Source organism: Burkholderiales bacterium (genome assembly GCA_036262035.1).
Classification (GTDB): domain Bacteria; phylum Pseudomonadota; class Gammaproteobacteria; order Burkholderiales; family SG8-41; genus JAQGMV01.
Genome location: DATAJS010000027.1, coordinates 66,751 through 90,798 on the forward strand (window position 1 = coordinate 66,751; position 24,048 = coordinate 90,798).

Annotated in this window: 24 protein-coding genes and 1 riboswitch; of the genes, 5 read left to right on the forward strand and 19 right to left on the reverse strand. The window is 68.9% G+C overall.

From position 1 onward, the window contains the following. The first annotated feature begins 89 nt into the window (after window positions 1–89). Together VHP37_26610 and VHP37_26615 are read left to right on the forward strand one after the other, a co-directional pair. Window positions 90–818: a CDP-alcohol phosphatidyltransferase family protein gene (locus VHP37_26610; protein ID HEX2829948.1), complete on the forward strand. Its 729-nt coding sequence runs from the start codon at window positions 90–92 to the stop codon at window positions 816–818. Next, a complete protein-coding gene (locus VHP37_26615) occupies window positions 815–1,984 on the forward strand; it encodes a glycosyltransferase family 4 protein (GenBank protein HEX2829949.1) in 1,170 nt (389 codons plus the stop codon). Before VHP37_26610 ends, VHP37_26615 begins: the two co-directional genes overlap by 4 nt. On the opposite strand, the gene VHP37_26620 is transcribed toward VHP37_26615, so the two are convergent. From VHP37_26620 to VHP37_26665, 10 genes are read right to left on the reverse strand one after another with little or no spacing between them, the layout of a single operon-like run. Beyond that, a complete protein-coding gene (locus VHP37_26620) occupies window positions 1,872–2,867 on the reverse strand; it encodes a stealth conserved region 3 domain-containing protein (GenBank protein ID HEX2829950.1) in 996 nt (331 codons plus the stop codon). The genes VHP37_26615 and VHP37_26620 overlap by 113 nt on opposite strands. Then, on the reverse strand, window positions 2,860–3,453 hold the full coding sequence (locus tag VHP37_26625) for a CDP-alcohol phosphatidyltransferase family protein (protein HEX2829951.1): 594 nt from the start codon (window positions 3,451–3,453) through the stop codon (window positions 2,860–2,862). The genes VHP37_26620 and VHP37_26625 overlap by 8 nt, the downstream gene beginning before the upstream one ends. Window positions 3,454–3,463: 10 nt before the next feature. Next, window positions 3,464–4,987, reverse strand: a complete 1,524-nt coding sequence (locus VHP37_26630) for an FGGY family carbohydrate kinase (GenBank protein ID HEX2829952.1) — start codon at window positions 4,985–4,987, stop codon at window positions 3,464–3,466. A 6-nt stretch (window positions 4,988–4,993) separates the two neighbouring features. Next, complete coding sequence (locus tag VHP37_26635; GenBank protein ID HEX2829953.1) at window positions 4,994–5,734, reverse strand: ABC transporter ATP-binding protein; 741 nt, start codon at window positions 5,732–5,734, stop codon at window positions 4,994–4,996. Further along, on the reverse strand, window positions 5,734–6,855 hold the full coding sequence (locus tag VHP37_26640) for an ABC transporter permease (protein ID HEX2829954.1): 1,122 nt from the start codon (window positions 6,853–6,855) through the stop codon (window positions 5,734–5,736). Before VHP37_26640 ends, VHP37_26635 begins: the two co-directional genes overlap by 1 nt. Then, a complete protein-coding gene (locus tag VHP37_26645) occupies window positions 6,852–7,997 on the reverse strand; it encodes an ABC transporter permease (protein HEX2829955.1) in 1,146 nt (381 codons plus the stop codon). The genes VHP37_26640 and VHP37_26645 overlap by 4 nt, the downstream gene beginning before the upstream one ends. 8 nt (window positions 7,998–8,005) lie before the next feature. After that, a complete protein-coding gene (locus tag VHP37_26650; GenBank protein HEX2829956.1) occupies window positions 8,006–9,625 on the reverse strand; it encodes an HlyD family efflux transporter periplasmic adaptor subunit in 1,620 nt (539 codons plus the stop codon). Further along, entirely contained in the window at window positions 9,618–10,691 is a 1,074-nt protein-coding gene (locus VHP37_26655; GenBank protein HEX2829957.1) for an inositol-3-phosphate synthase, read from the reverse strand. The genes VHP37_26650 and VHP37_26655 overlap by 8 nt, the downstream gene beginning before the upstream one ends. 6 nt (window positions 10,692–10,697) lie before the next feature. After that, entirely contained in the window at window positions 10,698–11,516 is an 819-nt protein-coding gene (locus tag VHP37_26660) for an SDR family oxidoreductase (GenBank protein ID HEX2829958.1), read from the reverse strand. Beyond that, the gene (locus tag VHP37_26665) at window positions 11,516–12,796 is read right to left on the reverse strand and encodes an aminotransferase class I/II-fold pyridoxal phosphate-dependent enzyme (protein HEX2829959.1); all 1,281 of its coding nucleotides are present in this window, start codon (window positions 12,794–12,796) and stop codon (window positions 11,516–11,518) included. The genes VHP37_26660 and VHP37_26665 overlap by 1 nt, the downstream gene beginning before the upstream one ends. A gap of 111 nt (window positions 12,797–12,907) precedes the next feature. Between VHP37_26665 and VHP37_26670 the strand changes: the two genes are divergently transcribed. After that, window positions 12,908–13,267 carry a cupin domain-containing protein gene (locus VHP37_26670; protein HEX2829960.1) on the forward strand — a complete coding sequence of 120 codons (360 nt, stop codon included), beginning with the start codon at window positions 12,908–12,910 and terminating at the stop codon, window positions 13,265–13,267. Between the two features lie 3 nt (window positions 13,268–13,270). Here the strand turns inward: VHP37_26670 and VHP37_26675 are convergent, their stop codons facing one another. Continuing rightward, window positions 13,271–14,062 (reverse strand): CmcJ/NvfI family oxidoreductase, encoded by a 792-nt coding sequence (locus VHP37_26675; GenBank protein HEX2829961.1) that lies wholly within the window; start codon window positions 14,060–14,062, stop codon window positions 13,271–13,273. A gap of 11 nt (window positions 14,063–14,073) precedes the next feature. Between VHP37_26675 and VHP37_26680 the strand changes: the two genes are divergently transcribed. Then, window positions 14,074–15,537, forward strand: a complete 1,464-nt coding sequence (locus tag VHP37_26680) for an amidohydrolase family protein (GenBank protein ID HEX2829962.1) — start codon at window positions 14,074–14,076, stop codon at window positions 15,535–15,537. Between the two features lie 101 nt (window positions 15,538–15,638). On the opposite strand, the gene VHP37_26685 is transcribed toward VHP37_26680, so the two are convergent. The 8 genes from VHP37_26685 to VHP37_26720 form a co-directional block, all read right to left on the reverse strand. After that, window positions 15,639–16,820 carry a class I SAM-dependent methyltransferase gene (locus VHP37_26685; protein HEX2829963.1) on the reverse strand — a complete coding sequence of 394 codons (1,182 nt, stop codon included), beginning with the start codon at window positions 16,818–16,820 and terminating at the stop codon, window positions 15,639–15,641. Window positions 16,821–16,827: 7 nt separating this feature from the next. Beyond that, window positions 16,828–17,502: a carbonate dehydratase gene (gene can / locus VHP37_26690; protein ID HEX2829964.1), complete on the reverse strand. Its 675-nt coding sequence runs from the start codon at window positions 17,500–17,502 to the stop codon at window positions 16,828–16,830. 99 nt (window positions 17,503–17,601) lie between these two features. Beyond that, entirely contained in the window at window positions 17,602–18,498 is an 897-nt protein-coding gene (gene xerC / locus VHP37_26695; protein HEX2829965.1) for a tyrosine recombinase XerC, read from the reverse strand. Beyond that, window positions 18,495–19,160, reverse strand: a complete 666-nt coding sequence (locus VHP37_26700; GenBank protein HEX2829966.1) for a DUF484 family protein — start codon at window positions 19,158–19,160, stop codon at window positions 18,495–18,497. Before VHP37_26700 ends, xerC begins: the two co-directional genes overlap by 4 nt. Window positions 19,161–19,198: 38 nt before the next feature. Beyond that, the gene (dapF, locus tag VHP37_26705) at window positions 19,199–20,032 is read right to left on the reverse strand and encodes a diaminopimelate epimerase (GenBank protein ID HEX2829967.1); all 834 of its coding nucleotides are present in this window, start codon (window positions 20,030–20,032) and stop codon (window positions 19,199–19,201) included. Further along, entirely contained in the window at window positions 20,029–20,529 is a 501-nt protein-coding gene (locus VHP37_26710) for a GNAT family N-acetyltransferase (GenBank protein ID HEX2829968.1), read from the reverse strand. The genes dapF and VHP37_26710 overlap by 4 nt, the downstream gene beginning before the upstream one ends. Beyond that, on the reverse strand, window positions 20,526–21,398 hold the full coding sequence (locus VHP37_26715; GenBank protein ID HEX2829969.1) for a lipid A biosynthesis acyltransferase: 873 nt from the start codon (window positions 21,396–21,398) through the stop codon (window positions 20,526–20,528). Before VHP37_26715 ends, VHP37_26710 begins: the two co-directional genes overlap by 4 nt. A gap of 164 nt (window positions 21,399–21,562) precedes the next feature. Then, a complete protein-coding gene (locus VHP37_26720) occupies window positions 21,563–22,414 on the reverse strand; it encodes a lysophospholipid acyltransferase family protein (protein ID HEX2829970.1) in 852 nt (283 codons plus the stop codon). Window positions 22,415–22,590: 176 nt separating this feature from the next. Here VHP37_26720 and metK point away from each other — a divergent pair, with 176 nt between their 5' ends. Beyond that, window positions 22,591–23,757: a methionine adenosyltransferase gene (gene metK / locus VHP37_26725; protein ID HEX2829971.1), complete on the forward strand. Its 1,167-nt coding sequence runs from the start codon at window positions 22,591–22,593 to the stop codon at window positions 23,755–23,757. Window positions 23,758–23,911: 154 nt separating this feature from the next. Then, window positions 23,912–24,005, forward strand: a riboswitch (S-adenosyl-L-homocysteine riboswitch). The last annotated feature ends 43 nt before the right edge of the window (window positions 24,006–24,048 follow it).

A 24,048-nucleotide genomic window follows, 5' to 3' on the forward strand; every position in this document is an offset into this window, starting at 1 on the left:
GGAATGACGAAAGCGGCGCGTCCGGCAGGGATTGGTCATTCCCGACCTGCGATAGCAGAAGTGATCGGGAATCCATTTTCAAGCCTCACATGAGCCGGCGCTTTCCCACCGTTGCTGAAGTCGCCGCCGCTTATCGCCCGCGGCTGGCGAACGAGCTCAAGACCGAGTGGGCGATCGCGGTGCTGTATCGCCCGGTGTCGCTGATGATCACGCCGCTTTTCGCCGCGGTCGGCGCCACACCCACCGCGGTCTCGCTGCTCGGCCTCGCGATCGCGCTCGCGCTGCCGTTCGTCGCGGCCGCGGCCGGGGCGCAGGCGTGGGTGACGGTCGGCGTGCTGGCGATCGCGTTCTGCGTGCTCGACTGCGTCGACGGCGATCTCGCGCGCGTGACCGGTCGCTCCTCCGCGCGCGGCGCGTATCTGGATTTCGTGGTCGACCTCGCCTATCGCGCGGGCTTTTACGCCGCGGCCGGCGTCGCCGCGGACGCTGCGCGCGACGCGTCGGGCATCGCCGCGCTCGGCGGCGACGGCGGCGTCGTCGCGGGGCTCGCGTGCGCGCTCGTCGCCATCCTCGCGCGCGCGTGCCGGCTGTACGTCGAAGGCGGCGGGCACGGCGCCGACCGCCCGCAATCGCAGGCGGGCATCAGCGGCGGTGAAGTGGCGACCGCGTTCCTGAGCGGTCTCGATCACCTGCTGCCGGTCGCGGTGCTCGTCCTGGGCGCGCTCGGGCGTCTCGACTGGGCGATCGCGTGGCTCGTCGTGTATTCGCTCGGCGATTTCGTGCAGACGCAAGCCGCGGTATGGAAGCGCCTCGCATGAAGGTGCTGCAGGTCTGTCCCTACGACATCGCGCGGCCGGGCGGCGTGCAGCGCCACATCGTCGATCTCTCGACCGCGCTCGCGCGTGCGGGGCACGAGGTGACCGTGGTCGCGCCCGCCGGCGCCGAACCTTCCGCGCTCGATCCGAACGTGGAGCTGCTGCGCATCGGGCGCGCACGCGAGTGGGGGATGCACGGCACGCGCTTCGAAGTGACCTGGGCGTCACGCAGCGAGTTGGCGAAGCTCGGCTCTCGCCGCTTCGACGTGGCGCACTTCCACACCATCTGGACGCCTTTCGTGCCGTGGCAGATCTTTCGCCGCCAGCCCGCGACGCATTCGGTCGCGACGTTCCACGACACTCCGCCGCCGGGACTCTCCGGCGCGGTAACCCGCGCGGCGTTCGCGCTCATGAGCCGCCGCCTGTCGCGCGGGCTCGACGTCATGATCGCGGTATCGAGTGCGCCGGCAAAGCACCTGCGCACCAGCGGCCGCAGCTGGCGCGTGCTGCTGCCGGCCTGCATCGACCTCGCGCCCTATGCGGCCCTGACGCGCGAAGGCGCAGGCGGCCCGACGATCCTCTTCGTCGGCCGCCTCGAGCCGCGCAAAGGCGTGCTGCTGCTGATCGAGGCCTTTGCGCGCGTGAAGCAGTCGCATCCCGCCGTGCGCCTGGTGGTTTGCGGCGACGGCGAGCAGCGCGGTGAAGCGCACGCGCTCGCCGCGCGCCTCGGCGTGTCCGACGGCGTCACCTTCACCGGTGCCCTGCCCGACGCCGAGCGCCTCGCGCTGTACTCGCGGGCCGACCTCTTCTGCGCGCCTTCGCCGTACGGCGAAAGCTACGGGCTCGTGCTCGCGGAAGCGATGGCGGCGGGCCTGCCGGTCGTGGCCGCGGCGAACGAGGGCTATCGCACCGTGCTGACGGGCGTCGGCGCGGCGGGCCTGGTCGAGCCCGGCGACGTCGACGACCTCGCGCAGCGCCTGTCGCAGGTGCTCGATTCGGCGGAGCTGCGGGAAGGGCTGTCGGCGTGGGGACGGGAATGCGCGTGGCGCTCCGACGTCAATGCGCGGCTTCCCGAATTTCTGGCGCTGTACGAGCCGCACCTGCTGGCGGAAGCTCGAACGGGCTCGGCGACGGATACCAGCGCTCGAGCATACCCCGCACGTAACTGACGACGCGCGCGTCGGGGCTCGCGTCGAAGTTGTCGTTCATCGTGACGAACTTCGGGCGCAGGCGCTCGGCGGCCACCCGCTGCAGCTTCATCTGCCAGCGCCTGTTCTCGAGCGGGAAGTAGAAGCTCGTGCGATAGGTCGTGCGCAGCGTCTGCGCCACCGCGCGGCGCCGCGCGAGCGCGTAGTGCGGGTAGAGATACTCGGGGGCGACGTTGCCCGCGCGCCTGAAGCGGCTGGTGCGGGTGTGCTCGATCGCGTCGGGCCAGTCGGCGAGCATGTCGTTCCACAGCTCGCAGTCGACGAGGAGCGGCACGTGGTTGACCGCGCGCCTGCGCGCCCGGCCGAAGCGCTCGTCGAGCAGATGGTTGCAGCGCGCGAGCGACGCGTTCCATGGCGACACGCTCGAATCGTCGCGCAGCCGCGCAGGCGCGGTGCGCTTCAGCCGCGGATACACGCGCAGGCGCCCGCGCTCGTCGGCGAAGTCTTCGATCGTCACCGGGGCGCCGAGCAGCATGTCGTCCTCGATGTAGATGAAGCGCGGGCTCAGACCCGGCAGCCGCGTGAGATGCGTGATGATCGCGAACGAGCTGAAAGTCGGCAAAATCCGCGGCTCCATGATCTCGTCGTGGTGCGTGACGCGCAGGCGCGGGTGGTCTTCGTTCAGCCACGACGGCACCTGCGGCCGGCAGGTCAGCACGTGGACGTTGCGCACCCACGGCATATAGCGCGCGACCGAGCGCAGGCTGTAGCGCATGAGCTCGAGATTGTCGCGGGTGCGGTTCGGGTTGAGGTCGTGGTGCACGCCGGCGTGCGCGCGCAGCAGATCGATATAGCCGGGCCACTGGTCGTCGACCCAGGTGTAGACGAGGTCGATGTCAGCCATCGCCGGCGATGCGCGAGCGCGCCCTGAAGAAGCGCTGCACGGCGGTGACGTGCGCCAGCACGCCGAGCGCGACGAGGCCCCACGGAACGACCACCGGCGCCCAGTAGCCGATCACCAGCAGCGCACACACGAAGAGGATGCGCTCCAGGCGCTCGACGAGATCGGGCCAGTCGCCGTTGTCGATCGGGATCTCCATCGCGGCGCGCGCCTTGTTGTAGCTCGTGAGGAAGCTGCCGCTGACGACGAGCAGCGCGTGCGGCCAGGCGTCGTGCACCCACCCGATCGCCGCGAGCACCGCGAGCTCCTGGTAGCGGTCGACGACCGCGTCGAGATAGCCGCCGAACTTCGAGCTCCTGCCGGTGAGCCGCGCGACCGCGCCGTCGAGCGCGTCGAACGAGAACGCGAGCGCAATCCATACGCCGAAGACGAGGCTGTTGCGGTGAAACGGATACGCCGCCGCGCCCGCGGCGACGAGCACGAGGCCGATGGCGGTGATCGCGTTCGGCGAGAGCCCGCTCCTGGCGAGGCCTCGCGCGAGGTAATCCCACACGCGGTTCATCCGCTGCGCATACAGCCCGTCGAGCATCTCCAGTCCTTCAGTCGTTGTTCGCGTCGCGCGCGATGCGCCTGGCCAGCGCGAGGTAGCGATGGTATCGCTCGTCGGCCCACGCGCGGCGCGCCGGGTCCGGCTGCGCCGTGTCGGCGTAGCGCGCCATTGTCGCGGCTTCGTCGAGGCTCGCATACCAGCCGCAGGCGGTCGCCGCGGTCATCGCCGCGCCGCGCGCGCCGGCGTACGCCGGCGCTTCCACCGCCTGCAGGGGGACACCGACGACGTCGGCCAGCACCTGCCGCCATACCGCGCTCGTGGCGCCGCCGCCGGTCACCCGCACTACCGCCGTGCTCGCGGCCACGCAGCGCCGCGCGCACTCGTACGCCCATCGCGCGTTGAACGCCACACCCGCGAGCACCGCGTACGCGATGTCCCGCCGATCGGTGCGCAGCGACGCGCCGGCGAGCCCGCCGCGCCCTTCGCGCACGCTCACCGGCACGCGCTCGCCGTACAGCCACGGCACGAACGTCGGCGTGTCGGCGCCGGGGCATGCCTCGGCCGCGGCAGCGTCGATCGCGCGCTCGTCCTCGAAGCCGAACGTCGAAGCCGCCCAGCGCACCGCCGCGCCGGCGCTCTCCTGCGCCGCGACCAGGAGGTAACGATCGCGGTGCGCGGCGCACATCGTCGCGATGCCGGTCGTCGGACTGACGTGACGCCGTTTGGAGTGCGCGCCCCACCACGAGCTGGTGCCGAGGCAGAAGTGGTAGGCGCCTTCGCGCTGGTCGCCCGCCGCCAGCGCGGCGGCATTGAGATCGGAGGCGCCGCCCGCGACCGGCAGCCCTTCGCGCAAACCCAGGTGCGCCGCGGCCTCCGATGTGAGCGCGCCCGCGACCGCCGCGCACTCGACGATCTCGGGCAGCATCGCTCGCGTGAGGCCGAAGCGATCGAGATAGCCATCCGACCAGTCGCGGCGGCCGACGCGGTTGTCCATGAGCCACGTGAGCTGAGCGACATCGGGCGTAGTCGCCGCGCGGCCGGTGAGCTTCAGCAGCAGCCAGTCCTTGACGTCGAGATAGCGCGCCGGCGCGCCGCCGAGATGCCGTTTCAGCCACAACAGCTTGGACAGGGTGTCGCGCCCGTCGAGGTTGGGCGCGCCGTTGGCGAGCCGCAACCAGCCGAGCAGGCGCAGCAGGCCGTACCCTTCGATGCGTATCGTGCCGCTCGTGATCTCGCGCGCGATGCCGGCCGAGCGCGTGTCGAGCCAGATGAGGCACGGGTGCAGCGGCTCACCGGCCGCGTCGACCGCGACGCCGCCGCACATCTGCGCGGCGATGCCGAGGCCTTTGATGCGGTGCGCACCGCCTTCGACCGCTGAAGCGAGCTCGCGCACGGTCGTACCGAGCGCGTGCCACCAGTCGTGCGGATCCTGCTCGGCATGGCCCGGCGCGGGAAAGCGCGTCTCGTACGCCGCGCGCGCGGTCGCGTGCACCGCGCCTTGCGCGTCGAACAGCGCCGCCTTGACCGCCGAAGTGCCGAGATCGATGCCGAGGACGAGGTCGGCGTCAGACATGCATGCTTACACCGACCCTGCCCGCCGCGAGCCCGTCGCCTGGACCGATTCGACCCGTCCGTCGAGCAGGCTCACCACGCGATCGGCGTGCGCGAGCTGGCGGCTGTCGTGGGTGATCATGAGCACCGTGGCGCCGCGCTCGCGCACCGCTTCGCGCAGCGCGGCGAGCGCGACCTCGGCCGATGCGGCGTCGAGCGAAGCGGTGGGCTCGTCGGCGAGGATGAGCAGCGGCTCGTTGATGAGCGCGCGGCACACCGCGACCAGCTGCCGCTGGCCGGTCGACAGCGCGGCCGGCCGGTTGTTGATGCGTGCACCCAGGCCCATGCGGCGCAGCCACTCGATCGGGCGCTCTTCGTAATCGCGCTTCGTATAACGATCGCGCCTCAGCTCCATCGCGAGCTTGAGGGTCTCGCGCGGAGTGAGTGCGTCGAAGAGGTGGTGGTCCTGGAAGATGAAGCCGATCTCGCGCCGCAGCTCGGTCAGCGCTTTCTGCGACGCGCCGTCGAGCTTGCGTCCAAGGACCTCGATGGTGCCGTGCTGGTGATGGCGCAGCGCGCCGATCAGCGTCATCAGCGTCGTCTTGCCCGAGCCGGTCGGGCCGCGCAGCATCACGAACTCCCCGGGGAAGAGCGTGAGATCGATGCCGTCGAGCACCGGCGGGATAGCCGCGTCCGCGTGATAGCGGTGGGTGACCTCGCGGACGAGCACGCGCGGGGTGCGGGCGAACGGGATCGCGGCGTCCGACATCAGAAGAGCTCCGCGGGCGGTGCGCGCATCGCGCGAAACGCCGCCAGCGCCCCCGCGAGGGTGCACGCGGCGAGGCACGCGGCCGCGACGGCCGCGGCCCTCGCGACGTTGAGCTCCACCAGGAGCCCGGTGTGCCCCGCCAGGGCGCGATACGCATAGACCGCACACGCCAGGCCGACGACGTAACCGCCGGCGCCCAGCGCCCACGCCTGCTGGAGCACCGTGCGCAGCACGAACAGGTTCGAAAAGCCCATCGCCTTGAGCGTCGCGTAGGCCTCGAGCCGTCTTCTCACCGCGACGTACAACACCTGGTAGCAGATGACCATGCCGACGAAGAGTCCCGCCGCCATGCCGGCGCCGAACAGCAGGCCGAGCGGCGCGACGCGCATGAGATAGGCGCTCTCGCGGTCGGCGAGCGCGCGCTTGGTATAGACCTCGACCTCGGGGCCGGCGCGCGCCTCGATCGCCGCTTTCACGCGTAACGGATCGGCGCCTTGCGCGACACGCACGATCGCCATCTCCGGACCGCCGTCCGGCTCGAGCGTGCGGTAGGTCGCCTCGGACATCGCGAGCGCGCCGTCGATGACCATCGTCGGGCCGAGCTCGACGAAGCCGCCGAGACGCATCGGCTTGTCGTCGAGCCACACGTCCTGTCCCTCGTGAAGCTCGCCGTAGATCGAGCGCGACAGGCTGTCCATCAGCACCGTGCCGGGGCGGCGCAGCAGCGCGAGCGTGTCCTCGCTCCACCCGAGATCGAGCGGCGGGTCATCGGGCGGGAAGGCGAAGACGATGATGCGATGGTCGGCTTCTTCACGCGCGCCGCGGAAAGTCATGCCCGCCTGGTACACCGGCGACACGCTCGCCACGCCTTCGACCGCGCGGATCTGCGGCACGCGGATCGCGAGCAGGTCGTCCCATTTGTTGAGATGGCTGCGGTGCATGTCGAGCAGAACGAGATCGCCGCGCGCGGCCTCCACGATGCGCAGGTGCGAATCGACCACCCCGTTCATGAAACCCATCTCGACGAAAGCGATCAGCACCGCGACCGCGATACCCGCGATCGCGAAAGCGGCGCGCGCGCGGTCGCGCAGCACGAGCGTCAATCCGAGCGGGGTCTTCATGCGCGGGCGAAGAGCTTCGCCGGATCGGCGCGCGTCGCGCGCAGGAGCGGCAGCGCGGCCGAAGCGATCATGGGAATGCACAGCGCGACGCCGCCGGCCAGCAGCCAGGCGTCGAGCGGCAGGAAGAGATGGCTCTTGGCCGAGACGACCGCGAACACCGGCCACACCAGGAGCCACGCGAGCGCGAACGAGCCGCCGCCGAGCAGCGCGAGCTGCCACCCGCCGATGGCGTAGGTGTAGCCCGCCGGAAAGCCGGTCGCGCGCAGCACCGCGAAGTCGCGCACCCGCGCCTCGATCTGCGCCGACATCACCTGGAACAGCGCGACCGCGCCGACGATGAGCCCGATGGCGAGCCCGGTTCGCATCATGATGCCCAGCGGTTTCACCTCGACGAAGTAACGCGCTTCCTGCGCCATCAGCGCGGTGCGCGTCATCGCGCGCACGTCGTCCGGCAGCGCGGACTTCAGCGCGGTGACGACCTTCTGCGCATCGGCGCCCGGCGCGAGCTTCACCAGCCCGAGCTGGATGCGCTGCGGATCGTCCCCCGAATACAGGCTGAAATCGCCGTTGGCGACGACGGCGGTCGCCGAGGCGTACATCGGCAGGCCGAGTCGATACGTGCCTGCGACGAGCGCGGGCTGCACGCCGATGCGTCCGCTCTCGCCGACGTTCACGCGCGGCACGTCGGGATCGGACAGCGCATCGAAGAGCGCGCGCCGCGGCGCGCCCAGCGCCGCAGCGGCGCGGCGAAGCTCGGTGTCGGCGATGAAGTCCGGCTTGGGATCGAGCCCGATCAGGAACAGGCTCGACTGGTCGCCGTTGTCGGTCGCGAGCCAGCGGCTCGCGGAGAGGCGCACCGCGGCGGCGTCGGCAACGCCCTCCACGGAGAGCGCCTGCCGCAATCGCGCGGCGGGGAAGTCGCCGGTGCGGTACAGGAACTGGTAGCGGTCGGAAACGAGCACCACTTCGGCGTCGAACAGGCCGAACACCTGCGTCGCCTTGTGCTCGACCGCGCGCAGGAAGCCGAGATGCAGGAGCACGATGAAGATCGCCACCGTCGCCCCGCCGATCGCGACCGCGACTCTCGTGCGGTCCCCGCGCGCGAGGTTGAGCCACGCGAACGCGATGCACGAGCGCAGCATAAGGCTCCCTAGCTCCTCGGTTCCACTTTCACGTCGACCTGCATGCCGATGTAGCGGTCGGCCGGCGCGGGTTTGTCGAGCTTCACCCAGACCTTGGCGAGGCGGTTCACCGGATCGATGACGCGGCCGATGCGCTCGATCGCGCCTTCGAGCGTCGCGCCCAGCGCGCTGTTCGCGACTTTCACGCGCTGGCCGGTCGCGAGCTTGGGCAGGTCGCCTTCGAAGAAATCGGCGACGACGTACATGCGGCTGGTGTCGGCGAGCGTGATCGCGGGGCCGCCGCCGCTGGAGCCGGGCCGCACGTGCACTTCGAGCACGCTCGCGTCGGCGGGCGCGGTGATGCGCGTCGCCGCGAGCGAGGCTTCGGCGAGCTTGAGCTGGGTGCGCGCCATGCGCAGCTCGGCGTCGGCGGACTTTTTCGCGTCTTCGAGCTTCACCGCCGCGGCTTCGAGCGAGACCTTGGCCTGCGCCAGCGCGTTCTCGCGCGTGCGGCGCTCGCGTGCGGGAAAGGTGCGCTCGTCGAGATCCCTGATCGCCGCGACGTCTGCGCTCGCCTGCGCGTGCGTGAGCTTCGCGGTCTGCATCTCGAGCTCCGCGGCCTTGCGGCGCTCGACCGCCTGGCGCTCGGCGTTGCGCACGCGCTCGGCGGCGAGGTCGCGCTCGAGCGTGCGCACCGACTGGTCGGCGAGTGTCAGCAGGAGCGCGCCTTTCTTCACGCGCTCGCCCTCCTTCACCAGCACCTGCTCGACGCTGCGTCCCGGCGGCGCCGCGACCACGATCACGCCGCCGGCGGGCTGGATGCGTCCCGTACCGCCGATCGCGGCGCCTGCGGCCGCGGGCTGGGCCGCCTGCGCGTCATGTGCGCCGTTCATCGCGGCGAGCGCGGCGAGGAGCAGGATGCCCGTGCGCGCGTAGGCCGTCACGGAGGCGGCCGAGAGCGGCGCCGCCGCGAAATGCGCGCGGAGCGGCGCGACGTACATCAGCGCGTAGACGTGCGACAGCACCACCCACGCCGCTTCGGCGACGACGAAGACTTTCTGGGTCGCGCCCTGCCACGGATTCCACGCGGCGTCCTTCAGGATGAACGTGGCGAGGAAAACCACCGCGGCACCGACGACCGCGAGCCCGGCTCGCGTGTGAGCGCGCCGGGTCGAAACGTCACGCGCGCCCGCGCGCCGCGCGATCGCCGACAGCGCGACGTCGACGCTGATGAGTATCGTCATGCCGAAGAAGAACGCGTACGACAACGCCATGTGCAGGTCGTTGTCGATCGACAGCGTCACCGACACGTGGAAGAAGTGGACGATGCCGAGCGGCGCCGCCAGTACCGCCGCGACCGCCTTGGCGAGCAGCACGCCGCGGGCGCTCGCCGCGGAACGCAGCCGGCCGAATTGCATCGCCGCGATCGCGAGGCAGCCGGCGAACAATCCCGCGCCGGCGATCCCCGCGAGCCACGAATAGACCACCAGGTGCAGCGTCAGCACGCGGCTGAACGTCGGCCACTCGGTCGCGAAGTATTCGGGGCGCGCGTGGGCGAAGTTCCACCAGGCGTAGCCGAGCAGGACCGCGTCGAAAGCGGCGAGGACCACGAAGCCTAAAGCGGCTCGGCTCCAGAACGTTCTAGGCATGCTTCGCGATGAACGCATCGCACATCGCCTGCGCCTCGAAGTCCGGCGCCTGCCGCGGCGGCGATTTCATGAACGCCGCCGACGGCGCGATCAGCGCGCCCGAGACGTCGGCGTCGAGCGCGAGCTTCGCGCAGCGGATCGCGTCGAGCACGACCCCCGCGCTGTTCGGCGAATCCTGCACCGAAAGACGCATCTCGAGCTCGACGGGCGCGCCGCCGAGGCCGCGGCCTTCCATGCGGATGAACGCGACCTTGTTGTCCTTCTGCCACGGCACGTAATCGGACGGCCCGATGTGCACGTCGCGCGCGGGAATCGGCTCGTCCAGCACCGACTGCACCGACTGGGTCTTCGACTTCTTCTTGGAGGTGAGGCGCTCGCGCGCGAGCATGTTCAGGAAGTCGGTGTTGCCGCCGGTGTTGAGCTGGTAGGTGCGCTCGATCGAGATGCCGCGCATGTCGAAGAGCGAGGCGATCGTGCGGTGGAGGATGGTCGCGCCGAGCTGGCTCTTGATGTCGTCGCCGACGATCGGCAGGCCCGCCGCCGCGAAGCGGCTCGCCCAGCGCTCGTCGGACGCGATGAACACCGGCACACAATTGACGAGCGCGACGTGCGCGTCGAGGCAGGCTTGCGCGTAATGCTCGACCGCCTGCGTGGAGCCGACCGGCAGATAGCACACCAGGATCTCGGCGCCCGAGGCGCGCAGCACCGCGGCGACGTCGACCGGTTTTTCCGAGGACGGCCTGAACGATTCGTCGTCCGCGTACTCGAGCATGTGCGGCGCGACGCCGTCGAGCACCGGTCCCATCTGCACGCGCGCGCGCATCCCCGACAGGTCGGCTTCGAGCGTCTGCACGCAATTGGGCTTGGCGACGACCGCGTCGCCGAGGGTCTTGCCGACCTTGCGCTCGTCGATGTCGAACGCCGCGACGACCTCGATGTCCGCGACGCCGTAGCGTCCCACCCGCTCGCGCATCAATCCTTCGAGCGGTCCTTTGCGCGCGGCGCCGAGCGCCTGCACGAGCGCGCTGGCGCAGTTGCCTACGCCGGCTATGGCTAGCTTGATCATGTCTTCTTACTTGTCGGGGGCGAGCTCGCCCGCGCGCCGCATGCGCGCGACGTCCCTCGCCCAGCTCCATTGCACGAGCGGCGCGATCACGCTTCCGAAGCGATACAGCGCGGTGAGCTCGAAACCCGGGGTGATTGCAAACGCGCCGCGCCCGGCGCCTTTCAGGATCCGCTCCGCCACGGCGTCCGCGCTCCAGACGCCGGCGCGCGCCGTCATCATGCGCGTCTCGGCGGGCTTGGTCTTCTCTTCCTCGATCAACTGCGGCGTGTCGGTGTCGGGTGGATAGGCGATCGAGATGCCGATGCCTTGATGGCGAAGCTCCGCGTGCAGCGCCTCGGCGAAACCGCGCAGCGCGAACTTCGTGGGGCTGTACGGAGTATAGCCGAAGAGCCCGATGAGACCCGCGCCCGAGGAGATCATGACGATGCGCCCGCCCGCGCCTTTCATGAGCGGCACGGCGGCCTTGACGACGTACACCGTGCCCAGATAGTTGACCGCCATCGTGCGCTCGAACACGTCGACCGGCACGTCCTCGAAATAACCGGGCACCGCGATGCCCGCGGACGTGACGACGAGCGTGGGCGGGCCGAGCGCCGCGGCGGCGTCCGCGACCGCGCGCTGCGCCTCTTCGCGCACGGATACGTCGGCGGCGATCGTCAGGACCTCGCCCGCGGCGCCGTCTCGAAGCAGCGCGTCGCGCGCCTCGCGCAGCCGCGCTTCGCCGCGCGCGATCAGCGACACGCTCATGCCTTCGCGCGCAAGGCGGCGTGCCACGGCATAGCCGATCCCGCTCGAACCGCCGGTGATCAGCGCGTGCGCTCTCACTACCGGGCTGCGGAGGCGAAGACGGGTGACTCGAGCGGCTCGCGCAGCTCCGCGAGCGCTGCGACGATGTGCGCGATCGTCGCAGCGATCTGCGCCTCGGTGTGGCTGGCGGTCAGGAAGAACCGGAGCCTCGCGCTCGCGTCGGGGACCGCGGGGTAGAGGATCGGATGGACATTGATGCCGCGCTTGAACAGGGCGTCCGCGAGACGCAGCGCGAGCAGCGATGCCCCGGTGACGACCGGCACCACCGCGCTCTCGCTGGTGCCGGTGTCGAGACCGGCTTCGCGCGCGAGCTTGACGAAGAGCGCGATGCGGCTTCTCAACTGGGTGACGCGCTCGGGCTCGCGCCGCATGATGCGCACCGCCGCGAGCGCGGCGGCGGTGTCCGGCGGCGAGAGGCCGACGCTGTAGACGAAACCGCCGGCGGTGTACTTCAGCCCCTTGATGAGCGCCGCGCTCCCCGCGATATAGCCGCCGCTCGCCGAGAAGGTCTTGGAGAGCGTGCCCATCCAGATGTCGACGTCGGTCGGATCGAGGCCGAAGTGCTCGCGTATGCCGCCGCCGCGCGCGCCGAGCACGCCGATCGAATGCGCTTCGTCGACCATCAGCAGCGCGCGGTGCTTGCGGCGGATCGCGACGATGCGGGGCAGGTCGGGCACGTCGCCGTCCATGCTGTAAGCGCCTTCCACCACGATCAGCGCGCGCCTGAATCGTCCGCGGTGATCGCTCAGGATCTTGTCGAGGACGTCGAAATCGTTATGGGGAAAGACGAAGCGCTTGGCGCCGGACATCACGCCGCCGAGGCGTGCGCTGTTGTGGATGAGCTCGTCGTGGACGATGAGATCGCGGCCGTCGAAGAGATGGCCGATGGTCGACACATTGGTGCCGTAACCGCTGACGAAGACCAGGCTGTCCTCGGTGCCGATGAGATCCGCGATCTCGCGCTCGAGCTCGCCGTGCAGCGGGATCTCGCCCGACGCGAAGCGGCTCGCCGACACCGTGGTGCCGTAGCGGTCGATCGCGGCTTTCGCGGCGGCGGAGACTTCCGGGTGCCCCGCAAGACCGAGATAGTTGTATCCGGAGTAATTGATGTACTCGCGGCCGTCGATCGTGAGCGTGCTGCTGCTCACGCCTTCGTGGGGACGGAAATAAAGATTGGCGATACCGAGCCTGTCGAGCTCGGCGAGCTGGGCATTCACCAGCACGTGCGGCGGCAGGCGCTCGAAATCGAGCGGCTGTGCCTGATCGGGATCGACCGTGGCGGCGGGTGCGGTCGGCATGGGCTGCGTCGTCATTGCGGGCGAGTATAGAACAGCATTCCAGTATGCGGCACGCCGGATGCGAGGCCGCGTAACATGCAAGAACCCAACCTTCCTTCACAGTTTCTACACATGAAGACGCGCCTTGCCGAAGTCGAACCCTACGTGACCAAGGACCGCTCCGAGATCCGCGAGCTCATGCACCCGGCGGTGCACGGCAATCGCAACGTGAGCCTCGCCGAGGCCATGGTGTCGCCGGGCGCCCGGACCGAGCTTCACCGGCACGGGGCGACCGAGGAGATCTATCACTTCACGCAAGGGAGGGGAGTGATGACGCTCGGCGGCGAGCGCTTCGAGGTCAACGCCGGCGACACGGTCTGTATTCCGCCGGGCACCGCGCACTGCGTCGAGAACAGCGGCGACGGGCCGCTCAGGATTCTGTGTGCCTGCGCGCCCGCCTACAGCCACGAGGACACCGAGCTGGTCGGGTGACGTTCAAAAAAACGCGAACGCCCGGATCTCGATGCTCTGCCGCGCCGGCGCTCCGGCGCGCGTGGTGGGATCGTCGAACGACGTGTGCGGCGTGAAGCGCGCGCGGCCGTCGGTCGCCGAGTCGTAGACCTTGAACACGATCGCTTCGTCGCGCCGCATGCGGGGGAAGTAGACCCAGCGATGAGCGGGGTTGTGCTTGAGGCGATACGTCTGGCCGACGCGGTGCGGGTAGCGCCGCTCGGACACGAGGAGATCGTCCATGCTGACCGATCGCGCGTCGGCGAGCGCGAGCGGATTCGTTTCGATCGGCTGGTTGATCGCGCGCCAGACCTGCACGATCGCGAAGCGCCGCTGCAACAGGGCGTCCGCTTCATCGGGCAGGATCTCGCGCACGCGCTGCGGACCCGACCACTCGGTGTAATCGTTGTGCGCGGAGAGCACCGGCTCGCGCACGAGCTTCTCCTCGCGCTCCGACTCGTCGCCCGAGCGCAGCGTGTGATCGAAGATCACCACGCGCGCAGCACCCGAGATGTCCTTGATGAGCTGCTCGGCTTCGCGATAGTAGACGTTCTTCAACTGGTGCTCGTCGAAGAAGCTCTCGACCCGCGTCGGCGCGGGCACGAGCACGAAGCCGTTCTTCTCGAAGTCGAGCTCCGACGCGCGCCCGTCCGCCACGCTCATCGTGCGCTTCTCCCAGGCACCCTGGGTGCGGCGGCGGATATTGCCCGGTCCGAACGTCTCGTTGACGAGCTTCTCGCCCGTCTCTACCGTGTAAGGAATCTCGGCCGTGATCATGAGGTGCCTCTGTGAATGAGCGTGTCGACCCCGAAGGTGCCCGTCTTCCGATCAAGCTCGATACTACCTCCAACGGCGAGTTCGCGCCGGTGCCGCTCACGCGGGCGGACGTGGCGGCGAACCGGCAGGCGCACGCCGATGCGGGCGCGCACGCGAAGCGCCTGGGGCTTACACGGCGCGACTTCCTCGTATCCGCGTGCGGCGCCGCGAGCACGCTCCTCGCGTTCAACTCGGCGCGCGCGGCGGGAGGGGATGCCGGCGGTTTCTTCGACGTGCCGCGCGACGCCGCGCTCGACCTCGATCTCGCGCGCGAGTCGCTCGGCGGCAAAGGCGAGCTCATCTTCGACGTGCAGGGCCACTTCGTCGACCCGACCGGCGCATGGGTCAGGAGCGCGCCCGAGGACGCGTTCAAGTGGTCGCCCAAGGCGGCCTGCGAGCTCGGAAAGAAGCCGGGGCCTCACGCTCATCTCGCGTGCCTCGGGCCCGACGAGTTCGTCAAAGACGTCTTTCTCGACAGCGACACCGACATGATGGTGCTGTCGTTCGTGCCGTCGACGCGCGACGCCGAGCCGGTGACGATACAGGCGGCCGACGCGGTGCGCCGCATCGTCGACAAGCTGCAGGGCACGCACCGGCTGCTGGTCCACGGGCGAGTCAACCCGAACCAGCGCGGCGACGTCGAAGCGATGGACGAGCTCAAGGAGCGCTGGGGGATCGCGGCGTGGAAGACCTACACGCAATGGGGACCGGACGGCCGCGGCTATTTTCTGTCGGACGACGCCGGGACACGCTTCATCGAGAAAGCGCGGCGCCTGGGCGTGAAGAACATCTGCGTGCACAAGGGACTGCCGTTCGGCAAGCGCTCGTACGAGCACAGCCAGTGCAGCGACATCGGCGTCGTCGCGAAGCGCTTCCCCGACGTGAACTTCCTCATCTACCACTCGGGCTTCGTCACCGGCGTGACGGAACGGCCGTACGACCACGCCGCGAAGCGCGACGGCATCGACACGCTGATCCGCTCGCTCGTGGATAACGGCGTGAAACCCGGCTCGAACGTCTACGCCGAGGTCGGCAGCACGTGGCGCTTCCTCATGCGCGAACCGACGCAGGCCGCGCACGCCCTGGGCAAGCTCATCAGGCACTGCGGCGAAGACAACGTGCTGTGGGGCACCGACTCGATCTGGTACGGCTCGCCGCAGGACCAGATCCAGGCGTTCCGCACCTTCCAGATTGCGCGCGAGCTGCGCGACAAGCATGACTACGCCGAGATCACACCTACACTGCGCGCGAAGATCTTCGGGCTGAACGCGGCGAAGGTATACGGATTGAGCGCCGCGGAAGTGAAGAAGTACACGCAGCGCGACGCGATCGCGCGCGAGCGGCTGGCGTATGCCGAGCGTCCGGAGCCGCACTACCTCACCTACGGGCCGAAGACTCGCAGAGAGTTTCTAAATCTCAAGCGGCTCGGTGTGTAGGTCATCGCGAGGCGGCTCCGCAGGAACGCCGACGCGATCCCGTGGCGCACGGAAGCGGACGCTCCGGGATTGCTTCGTCGCCTTGCTCGTCGCAATGACAGCTAGCAGGCAACGCGGCAGAGCAACCCTTTCAAGTACTCGCTCTCCGGGAAGTGCAGCGCCACCGGGTGATCGGGCGCGGCATGCAGCCATCGCTCGATGCGCACGCCCACTTTGGCATCGAGCGCGGCGCCGGCGACGATCTTCTGGAAGAGATCGGCCGAGACGCCGCCCGAGCAGGAATACGTCATCAGGTGCCCGCCGGGCTTGAGCATCTTGAACGCGAAGAGGTTGATGTCCTTGTACGCTCGCGCCGCGCGCTCGGCGTGCGCCGCGGTCGGCGCGAGCTTGGGCGGATCGAGCACGATCACGTCGTAGGTCTTGCCCTGGTCGCGCAGCTTGCGCAGCGTCTGGAAGACGTCGGCTTCGATCCACTGCGCATCGCGCAGGCCGTTGAGCGCGACGTTCGCGCGCGCGGCGTCGAGCGCGAGGCCCGAGCTGTCGACCGCCGTCACCGAAGCGGCGCCGCCGAGGAGCGCATTCAACGTGAAGCCGCCGGTGTACGAGAAGCAGTCGAGCACGTCCTTATCCGCCGCGAGATGGCGCAGCAGCACGCGGTTGTCGCGCTGGTCGAGATAGAAACCGGTCTTGTGGCCGGCGTCGACCTCGACCTTGAACTTCAGGCCGTGCTCTTCGATCACCGGCGCGTGCGGCAGCGGCTTGCCGCGCAGCAGCCCGCTCTTCGGCTTGAGCCCTTCGAGCTCGCGCGCGTCGGCGTCGGAACGCTCCCAGACGCGCTCGACGCCGGGCAGGCCGCAGAGCGCGTCGGCGATCTCGTCGCGCCAGCGATCGGCGCCGGCCGAGAGGAGCTGCACCACCGCGGTCTCGCCATAGCGGTCGGCGATCACGCCCGGAAGCCCGTCGGCTTCGCCGTGGATGAGGCGCATGCCGCTGCTCGCGCCGTCGATGCCCAGCGCGGTGCGCGCGTTCGCGGCGTCTTCGACCCGGCGCGTGAAGAAGCTCGCGTCGATCTCCGCCTCGCTGAACGTCCAGGCGCGCGCGCGTATCTGCGAATGCGGGCTGTAGGCAGCGAGCGCGAGCCATTCGCCGTCGGCGGAGCGCACTTCGATCGTATCGCCTGCCTTTGCTTCGCCTTCGACCTTGGCCACCGCGCCGGAGAACACCCACGGGTGGCGGCGTTTGAGCGACTTCTCGCGTCCCGCCTTGAGGATCAGCCGCGCCAAGAGACGCTCACGGGCGGCGCGCCGCGCCGTCGGGCCTCGCGGCGACCTCCGCGAGCGCGGCGTCGAAGGCGGGGCGTATGCTCGCCGGATCGTCGACCGCGTAGCCCAGGTCGCGCAGGAGGCCGTCCTCGATGCCGTAACACCACGCGTGCACCGCGAGCGGCTGCCCGCGCGCCCACGCATCGAGCACGATGGTCGTCTCGCACAGATTCACCGCCTGCTCCAGCGCGTTGAGCTCGCAGAGGCGGTCCACCCGGCCCACCGGATCGCGCACGGTGTCGACGAGCTCGCGGTGGGCGGAGCGCACGTCCTGCACGTGGCGCAGCCAGTTGTCGATGAGGCCGAGCTTGTTGCGCTCGAGCGCCGCGCGCACGCCGCCGCAGCCGTAATGGCCGACCACCATGACGTGGCTCACCTTGAGCACGTCGACCGCGTACTGCACGGCCGCCAGACAGTTGAGGTCGGTGTGCACCACCACGTTCGCGACGTTGCGATGGACGAACATCTCGCCCGGCAGCAGGCCCACGATCTCGTTGGCGGGCACACGGCTGTCCGAGCAGCCGATCCACAGGTAGGGGGGCGCCTGCAGGCCGGACAGGCGCGCGAAAAACTCCGGATCGTTCGCGACGCGCGACGCCGCCCATTGACGGTTCTTTTCGAAGAGCTCGGGAAGCAGATGCATAGTGTTAAGTGTTAAGTGCTAAGTGTTAAGTGTTTAGTTAGCGTCAAACCCGTGTGCTCAGCGATGCCCCGCTTTTTACTCAACACTAAACACTCAACACTAAACACTGTTTTTCTTGCGTTTTGCGCGTGGGTGCGCCGCGTCGTACACCTTCGCGAGGTGCTGGAAGTCGAGGTGTGTATACACCTGGGTCGTCGAGATGCTGGCGTGGCCGAGCATTTCCTGTACCGCACGCAGGTCCCCGCTCGATTGCAGGACGTGCGACGCGAACGAGTGGCGCAGGACGTGAGGATGCACGTCGGTCGTCAGGCCCTGCTTCAGCGCGAGCGTTTTCAGCCGCTGCTGCACCGATCGCGGCGAAAGACGCTTGCCCGTGCGGCTCACGAACAGCGCGGCCGGCTCGTGGCGCGGGATCGCGGCGCGCGTCTGCAGCCACTCGTCCAGCGCCTTCAGCGCCTGCGCGCCCACCGGTATCACGCGCGTCTTGGAGCCCTTGCCGGTGACGCGCACCGTGCCGTCGGCATGGTTCACGTCCGAAGGCGCGAGCCCGGTGAGCTCGGATAGGCGCAGGCCGGAGGAATAGAAGAGCTCGAACATCGCCTTGTCGCGGCTCGCCAGCGCGCTGTCCGGATCGACCTCGAGGAGGCGGTGCATCTCGTCGGGCGAGAGCGCCTGCGGCAGCCGCTTGGCGGCCCTGGGCGCGCGTATACCGAGCACCGGGTTGTCCTTGTAGCCGTGGTCGCGCGCGAGATAGCGGTAGAAGCCGCGCCACGCCGAGAGCATGCGCGCGATGGAGCGCGCGTCGAGCCCCCCGCCGTGCAGCTTCGCCGCGAAGCGGCGCACGTCGTGGACCTGCAGCCTGTCGAGCGGCTGCGATCCGGCGCAGTCGAGCAGCGCCCCGATGTCGCGACCGTAGCTTTCGAGCGTATTGGCCGAGAGGCGTCGCTCGTGAGCGATGTACGCGAGGTACCCGGTCAGGAGCGGATTCGCCTTCACGGCTCCAGGTTGCGCAGGAGAGCCGTGCCCACCATGTCGCCGATGCGCTTCAGGAACACCGTGCCCATCCCGGGATAGAAGCGCTCGATGTCCTCGCTCGCCAACGCGAGGAGCCCGAACGTGTCGGTCGCGCGCAGCGGTACGTACGCGAAGGAGCGCAGGTGCTCGGCGGCATCGCCGAAGAGATCGGCCGAGGTGCCTTCGGCTGCATGGTGCGCGCAGTGCGGGCTCGACAGGCTCCTGGCGAACTCGCGCGTCGCCTCGCCCGCGGGATTGAGCGCCTCCGACTCGACGGGCCCGTCGTTCTTCCAGGCGCGTATCGCGACGTGAGGCACCGCGAAGTCCTCGCGCAGGTTGTAGTTCACCACCGCGGTCACCGCGGCGAGATCGCGCGCCGCGAGCAGCGCCATCGCGAGACGATGCACTTTCTCGCCGATCGCGTCGTTCTCGTCGCCGAACTGGATGACTTCGCGCAGCTTGCCTTCGAGCTGCTTGCCGCGCTCGCGCAGGGTGAGGATCTGGCGCTCGCTGATCGGTATCGCACGGCCGCCGTGCGGATGCGGAATGTAGATGTCCGCGAGCATGTCCGCGTACTGCTCGAAGAATTCGGGGTGTTCCTTGAGGAACGTGGCTACGGCTTCTGAGGTGACTTCGGATTTCATGATGTGCTGAGCATGTGCCGGCTGCCGCGAGTATATCGTCAAAGCGTCAGCTCGCCTTCGAAGACCGTTACCGCGGGCCCCGTCATCATCACCGGCCGGCCTGCGCCCGCCCACGCGATACCGAGCTCGCCGCCGCGCGTTTCCACGACGACGCCCGAGCCGTCGAGCACGCCGCGCGTGACGCCGGCAACCACCGCCGCGCACGCGCCCGTGCCGCACGCGAGCGTCTCGCCGGCGCCGCGCTCGTATACGCGCAGGCGTATGCGATGCCGGTCGACGATCTCCATGAAGCCCGCGTTGACGCGGCGCGGAAAGCGCGGATGCGCTTCGATCAGCGGTCCTTCGGTCTCGACCGGCGCCGAACGCACGTCCGACACGATTTGCACCGCATGCGGATTGCCCATCGAGACCGCGCTGATCTCGACGGTGCGATTCGCCACGTCGAGCGGATACGTGAGCGCGCGCGCCGTCGCCTCGAACGGGATCTCCGCGGGCTCGAAGCGCGGAACGCCCATGTCGACCGTGACGCGGCCGTCGGCTTCCAGCCTCGGCACGATGACCCCCGATGCGGTGCCGACGCGAATCTCGCGCTTGTCGGTCAGGCCGCGCTCGTGAACGTAGCGCACGAAGCAGCGCGCGCCGTTGCCGCACTGCTCCACCTCGCCGCCGTCGGCGTTGAAGATGCGGTAGTAGAAATCGGTGCCCGCATCGCGCGCACGCTCGACCTGCAGGATCTGGTCGCAGCCGACGCCGAAGTGACGATCGGCGAGCAAGCGCAGCTGTTCGCGCGTGAGATCGATCGGCTGCTCGGTCGCGTCGAGCACGACGAAGTCGTTGCCGAGGCCGTGCATCTTGGTGAACTCGAGCTTCATACCTTCTTCGCCATGATGTAGTCGTCCATTACGAAACCTTCGCCGATATCTTTCACCACCGCTTCGCGGATGTCGAAGCCGTGCTTGCGATACGCGGCGATCGCATTCGCGTTGCGTTTGTTGACCGCCAGGATCACGTTCGACGCCCCGATCGAGCGCGCGACCTCGCATGCGCGCTCGACCAGCGCGCCGCCGATGCCGCGGCGCTGGTGCGCGGGATGCACGTAGAGCTTGTCGATCTTGAGCTCGCCCGCATCCTGCACGTGGAACGATGCGAACCCCACCATGCGCTCGCCGTCGTGCGCGACCACCCAGCGGATGTCCTCGCGATCGAGCTCCGCTTCGACGATCTCCGGCCGGTAGCGCTGCGCGAGCATGTACTCGGTCTGCGCTTCCCCGATGATCGCCGGATAGTGCGCGCGCCAGGTCTCGCGCGCGAGTGCGCAGAGCGCCGCGACGTCGCGCGGCCCGGCAGGCCGGATCGTGCAGGCCGTCATTTGGTGTACATCGCCGGCTCGCCCGGCGGCCGCGTCTTGAAGCGCTTGTGCAGCCAGTGATACTGCTCGGGCACCTCGCGCACGCGGTCTTCGATGAAAGCGTTCATGCGCCGCACGTCCGCCTCGACGTCGTCGGTCGGGAAATTGTCCCACGCGGGATAGAAGGTCAGCACGTACCCCTCCCCGCCGGGAAGCTGGCGCGTGACGATCGGGACGACCTTCGCGCCGCCGAGCTTCGCGAGGCGCGACAGCCCGGTGATCGTCGCCGCCTGCACGCCGAAGAACGGCACGAACACCGAATCGCGCGCGCCGAAATCGAGGTCGGGCAGGTAGTAGAACGGCAGGCCTTCGCGGATCACGCGCACGATGGAGCGCAGCCCGTCCTGGCGCGAGACCAGGCGCGGCATCACGAAGCGCGTGCGGCCGTGATAGAGGATGCGGTCGAGGATGGGGTCTTTCTGCCGCTGGTACATCGACGCGGCGGCGTAATCCGCCGCGAGCCGGCTGCCGCCCATGTCGAGGCCGACGAAGTGCGGCGCGAGCCAGATCACCGGCTGGCCCTGGACCGCCTCGAAGTTCTCCAGCCCTTCGAAGCGCACGATTTTGAGGATGCGCTCGCGCGACGCCCACCACAGGATGCCGCGCTCGAGCGCGGCGCGCCCGAACGCCTGAAAGTGGCCGCGCAATACGCGCTCCCGCTCCTGCGGGCTCCAGTGCGGAAAGCAGAGCGCAAGATTCTTGCGCGCGACGCGCCGGCGATCGCCCGCGATCGCATACAGCAGCATGCCGAACCCGCGCCCGATCGGCGCGAGGACCGCAAGCGGGAGGAAATGCAGGAGCCAGATAATGGCCAGAGCGACTCGAATCATGGCTTGGGTTAAGAGCTAATGGACCGCCAAGGACGCAAAGGACGCAAAGGAATTCCCCGGGCAGCTGACCTCGCCATGCCGCATCTGGCGACAAGGCGGCAATGCGCGGCGTGCGCACCCGTCCAGTTGCTTTCCTTGGCGTCCTTTGCGTCCTTGGCGGTCAATCACGCCTTGCTCTCATGTTCGACCACCGGCGCCGAGCCGCGGGGAGCCTTGTAGCGGTTATAGCTCCAGAGATACTGCGTGGGGCACGTGCGAATCAGGTCCTCCAGCGCGCGGTTGAGCTCGCGCTCGTCGATCTCGCCGTCGTGGCGCTCGAAAAGGAGCTCGTACCCCCGGCTTTGCGGCAGGCGCTTCGCGAACGCGATGATCACCGGCGCCTTCGATTGCTTCTGCAGGCGCCCCACCAGCGTGATCGTGTACGCCGGCCGCCCGAAGAAATCGGCCCACGCGCCTTCGCCGAACTGCGGCGCCTGGTCGGGGAGGATGCCGATCGGCTCGCCGCGCTGCAGAGCCTTGTACAAAGCCCGCACACCTTTGAGCGACGCCGGCTCGGCCTTCATCCTGCCGCGGATGCGTCCCTTCATCATCAGCGGCTCGAGCCAGCGCTGCTTCGGCGGACGATACAGTACGGTCAGCGGCACCCGCTGCCCGGTGTACATGGCAGAGATCTCGAAGCAGCCCAGGTGAGGGGTCAGAAAGATGATCCCGCGCCCTTCGCGCAGTGCGTCTTCCACGACGTTCCACGTACCGCAGCGGACGAGCGAAGTGACCCGCTGTTCGTCGTCGAACCAGACCTTGGGGATCTCGGCGATCGAGCGCCCGGTGTGCGCGACGCAGTCGCGCAGGGCGCGCTCGAGCTCGCGGGGGTCGGTATAAATACCGCTCCGCGTGAGGTTCTCACGCATGCGCGCCGCGTAGACCGGGGAAGCGAGGTAAGTCAGCCAGCCGAGCAGAACGCCCAATGCGTGCAGCCACGCCAGGGGCAGCCTGCCGAGCAGGCGGAGGAAGGTCATTTGCCCAATTTTAGCGACTTACTCGCAGCGATCGTACATATTGGACGTGGCGCCGCCAGGCGCCTAAGCACGCCGTTGCGCGGGGAGCGTAGCGACCAGCGGCGTGGACCTTTCCGCAGCGGCGTAGACCTTTCTGATATCCTATGCGCCCTTTCCACCCCCTTGAATTTTCGAGCATGAGCGATTTTCTCTTCACCTCGGAATCGGTTTCCGAAGGACACCCCGATAAAGTTGCAGACGCAATCTCGGACGCCGTGCTCGACGCGGTGCTGGCGCAGGACAAGCACGGCCGGGTCGCCGCAGAAACGCTGGTCGCGACCGGCCTGGTCGTGATGGCGGGCCAGATCACCACCAACGCCAACGTCAATTACAGCGATCTCGCGCGCGACGTCATCAAGCGCATCGGCTACGACGACTCCTCGATCGGCTTCGACTACCGCTCGTGCGCGGTGCTGACCGCTTTCGACAAGCAGTCGGCCGACATCAAGCAGGGCGTGGACGAAGGCTCGGGCCTCGACCTCGAGCAGGGCGCCGGCGACCAGGGCCTGATGTACGGTTTCGCATGCGACGAGACGCCGACGCTGATGCCTCTGCCGATCCACCTCGCCCACCGCCTCATGGAGCGCCAGGCCGAGCTGCGCCGCGACGGCCGCCTGCCCTGGCTGCGCCCGGACGCGAAGTCGCAGGTGTCGGTCCGCTACGTCGACGGCAAGCCGCACCACATCGACACGGTCGTCATCTCGACCCAGCATCGTGAAGACATCTCCCAGGAGCCGCTCACCGAGGGCGTCATCGAAGAGATCGTCAAGCCGGTCCTGCCCAAGGAGCTGGTCACCAAGGAGACCAAGTACCTCATCAACCCGACCGGCCGCTTCGTCATCGGCGGCCCGCTCGGCGACACCGGCCTGACCGGCCGCAAGATCATCGTCGACAGCTACGGCGGCTACTCGCGCCACGGCGGCGGCGCGTTCTCGGGCAAGGATCCTTCGAAAGTCGACCGCTCGGCCGCCTACGCCGCGCGCTACGTCGCGAAGAACATCGTCGCGGCCGGCCTTGCGAAGAAGTGCGAAGTGCAGGTCGCGTACGCGATCGGTATCGCGCGCCCGGTCAGCGTGCTGGTCGAGACCTTCGGCACCGGCAAGATCGCCGACGAGAAGATCGCCAAGCTCGTCGAGAAGCACTTCGACCTGCGCCCGAAAGGCATCATCCACTCGCTCAACCTGCTCCGCCCGATCTACGGCAAGACCGCGGCTTACGGCCACTTCGGCCGCGACGAGCCGGAGTTCTCATGGGAAGCGACCGACAAGGTCTCGGCCCTCAAGGACGACGCAGGTTCCAAGTAAGCGTCCCCAGGGTCGGACCCCGGCGTTATCGGGGTCCGACCCTGGTTCCTGAAAAGCAGCGCCATGGCGCTGCTTTTTTGTTTTCGCCGCGAAAAAGCCGGGGTCTGACCCCCAAAGGGCCGGGGTCAGACCGTCGTTTGATGTAGAATCCGCCGTTCCCGAGGAGCGTTGCAACGGAGACCCTCTCTCCGCCAGGCTCGGGACCCCGCAGGCTCTCGAGTCCTCGGTACCAACGGCGCTCACCGCGTGTTCGCGGCGGTGAGCCCCTTCCAGCATCCCGTTCGCGCCGCG

Excerpts from the sequence above, each read along its gene's own strand:
- VHP37_26610 (HEX2829948.1), top strand. The coding sequence starts at position 90 with ATGAGCCGGCGCTTTCCCACCGTTGCTGAAGTCGCCGCCGCTTATCGC.
- VHP37_26615 (HEX2829949.1), top strand. The coding sequence starts at position 815 with ATGAAGGTGCTGCAGGTCTGTCCCTACGACATCGCGCGGCCGGGCGGC.
- VHP37_26620 (HEX2829950.1), bottom strand. The coding sequence starts at position 2,867 with ATGGCTGACATCGACCTCGTCTACACCTGGGTCGACGACCAGTGGCCC.
- VHP37_26625 (HEX2829951.1), bottom strand. The coding sequence starts at position 3,453 with ATGCTCGACGGGCTGTATGCGCAGCGGATGAACCGCGTGTGGGATTAC.
- VHP37_26630 (HEX2829952.1), bottom strand. The coding sequence starts at position 4,987 with ATGTCTGACGCCGACCTCGTCCTCGGCATCGATCTCGGCACTTCGGCG.
- VHP37_26635 (HEX2829953.1), bottom strand. The coding sequence starts at position 5,734 with ATGTCGGACGCCGCGATCCCGTTCGCCCGCACCCCGCGCGTGCTCGTC.
- VHP37_26640 (HEX2829954.1), bottom strand. The coding sequence starts at position 6,855 with ATGAAGACCCCGCTCGGATTGACGCTCGTGCTGCGCGACCGCGCGCGC.
- VHP37_26645 (HEX2829955.1), bottom strand. The coding sequence starts at position 7,997 with ATGCTGCGCTCGTGCATCGCGTTCGCGTGGCTCAACCTCGCGCGCGGG.
- VHP37_26650 (HEX2829956.1), bottom strand. The coding sequence starts at position 9,625 with ATGCCTAGAACGTTCTGGAGCCGAGCCGCTTTAGGCTTCGTGGTCCTC.
- VHP37_26655 (HEX2829957.1), bottom strand. The coding sequence starts at position 10,691 with ATGATCAAGCTAGCCATAGCCGGCGTAGGCAACTGCGCCAGCGCGCTC.
- VHP37_26665 (HEX2829959.1), bottom strand. The coding sequence starts at position 12,796 with ATGCCGACCGCACCCGCCGCCACGGTCGATCCCGATCAGGCACAGCCG.
- VHP37_26670 (HEX2829960.1), top strand. The coding sequence starts at position 12,908 with ATGAAGACGCGCCTTGCCGAAGTCGAACCCTACGTGACCAAGGACCGC.
- VHP37_26675 (HEX2829961.1), bottom strand. The coding sequence starts at position 14,062 with ATGATCACGGCCGAGATTCCTTACACGGTAGAGACGGGCGAGAAGCTC.
- can (HEX2829964.1), bottom strand. The coding sequence starts at position 17,502 with ATGCATCTGCTTCCCGAGCTCTTCGAAAAGAACCGTCAATGGGCGGCG.
- VHP37_26700 (HEX2829966.1), bottom strand. The coding sequence starts at position 19,160 with ATGAAATCCGAAGTCACCTCAGAAGCCGTAGCCACGTTCCTCAAGGAA.
- dapF (HEX2829967.1), bottom strand. The coding sequence starts at position 20,032 with ATGAAGCTCGAGTTCACCAAGATGCACGGCCTCGGCAACGACTTCGTC.
- VHP37_26710 (HEX2829968.1), bottom strand. The coding sequence starts at position 20,529 with ATGACGGCCTGCACGATCCGGCCTGCCGGGCCGCGCGACGTCGCGGCG.
- VHP37_26715 (HEX2829969.1), bottom strand. The coding sequence starts at position 21,398 with ATGATTCGAGTCGCTCTGGCCATTATCTGGCTCCTGCATTTCCTCCCG.
- VHP37_26720 (HEX2829970.1), bottom strand. The coding sequence starts at position 22,414 with ATGACCTTCCTCCGCCTGCTCGGCAGGCTGCCCCTGGCGTGGCTGCAC.
- metK (HEX2829971.1), top strand. The coding sequence starts at position 22,591 with ATGAGCGATTTTCTCTTCACCTCGGAATCGGTTTCCGAAGGACACCCC.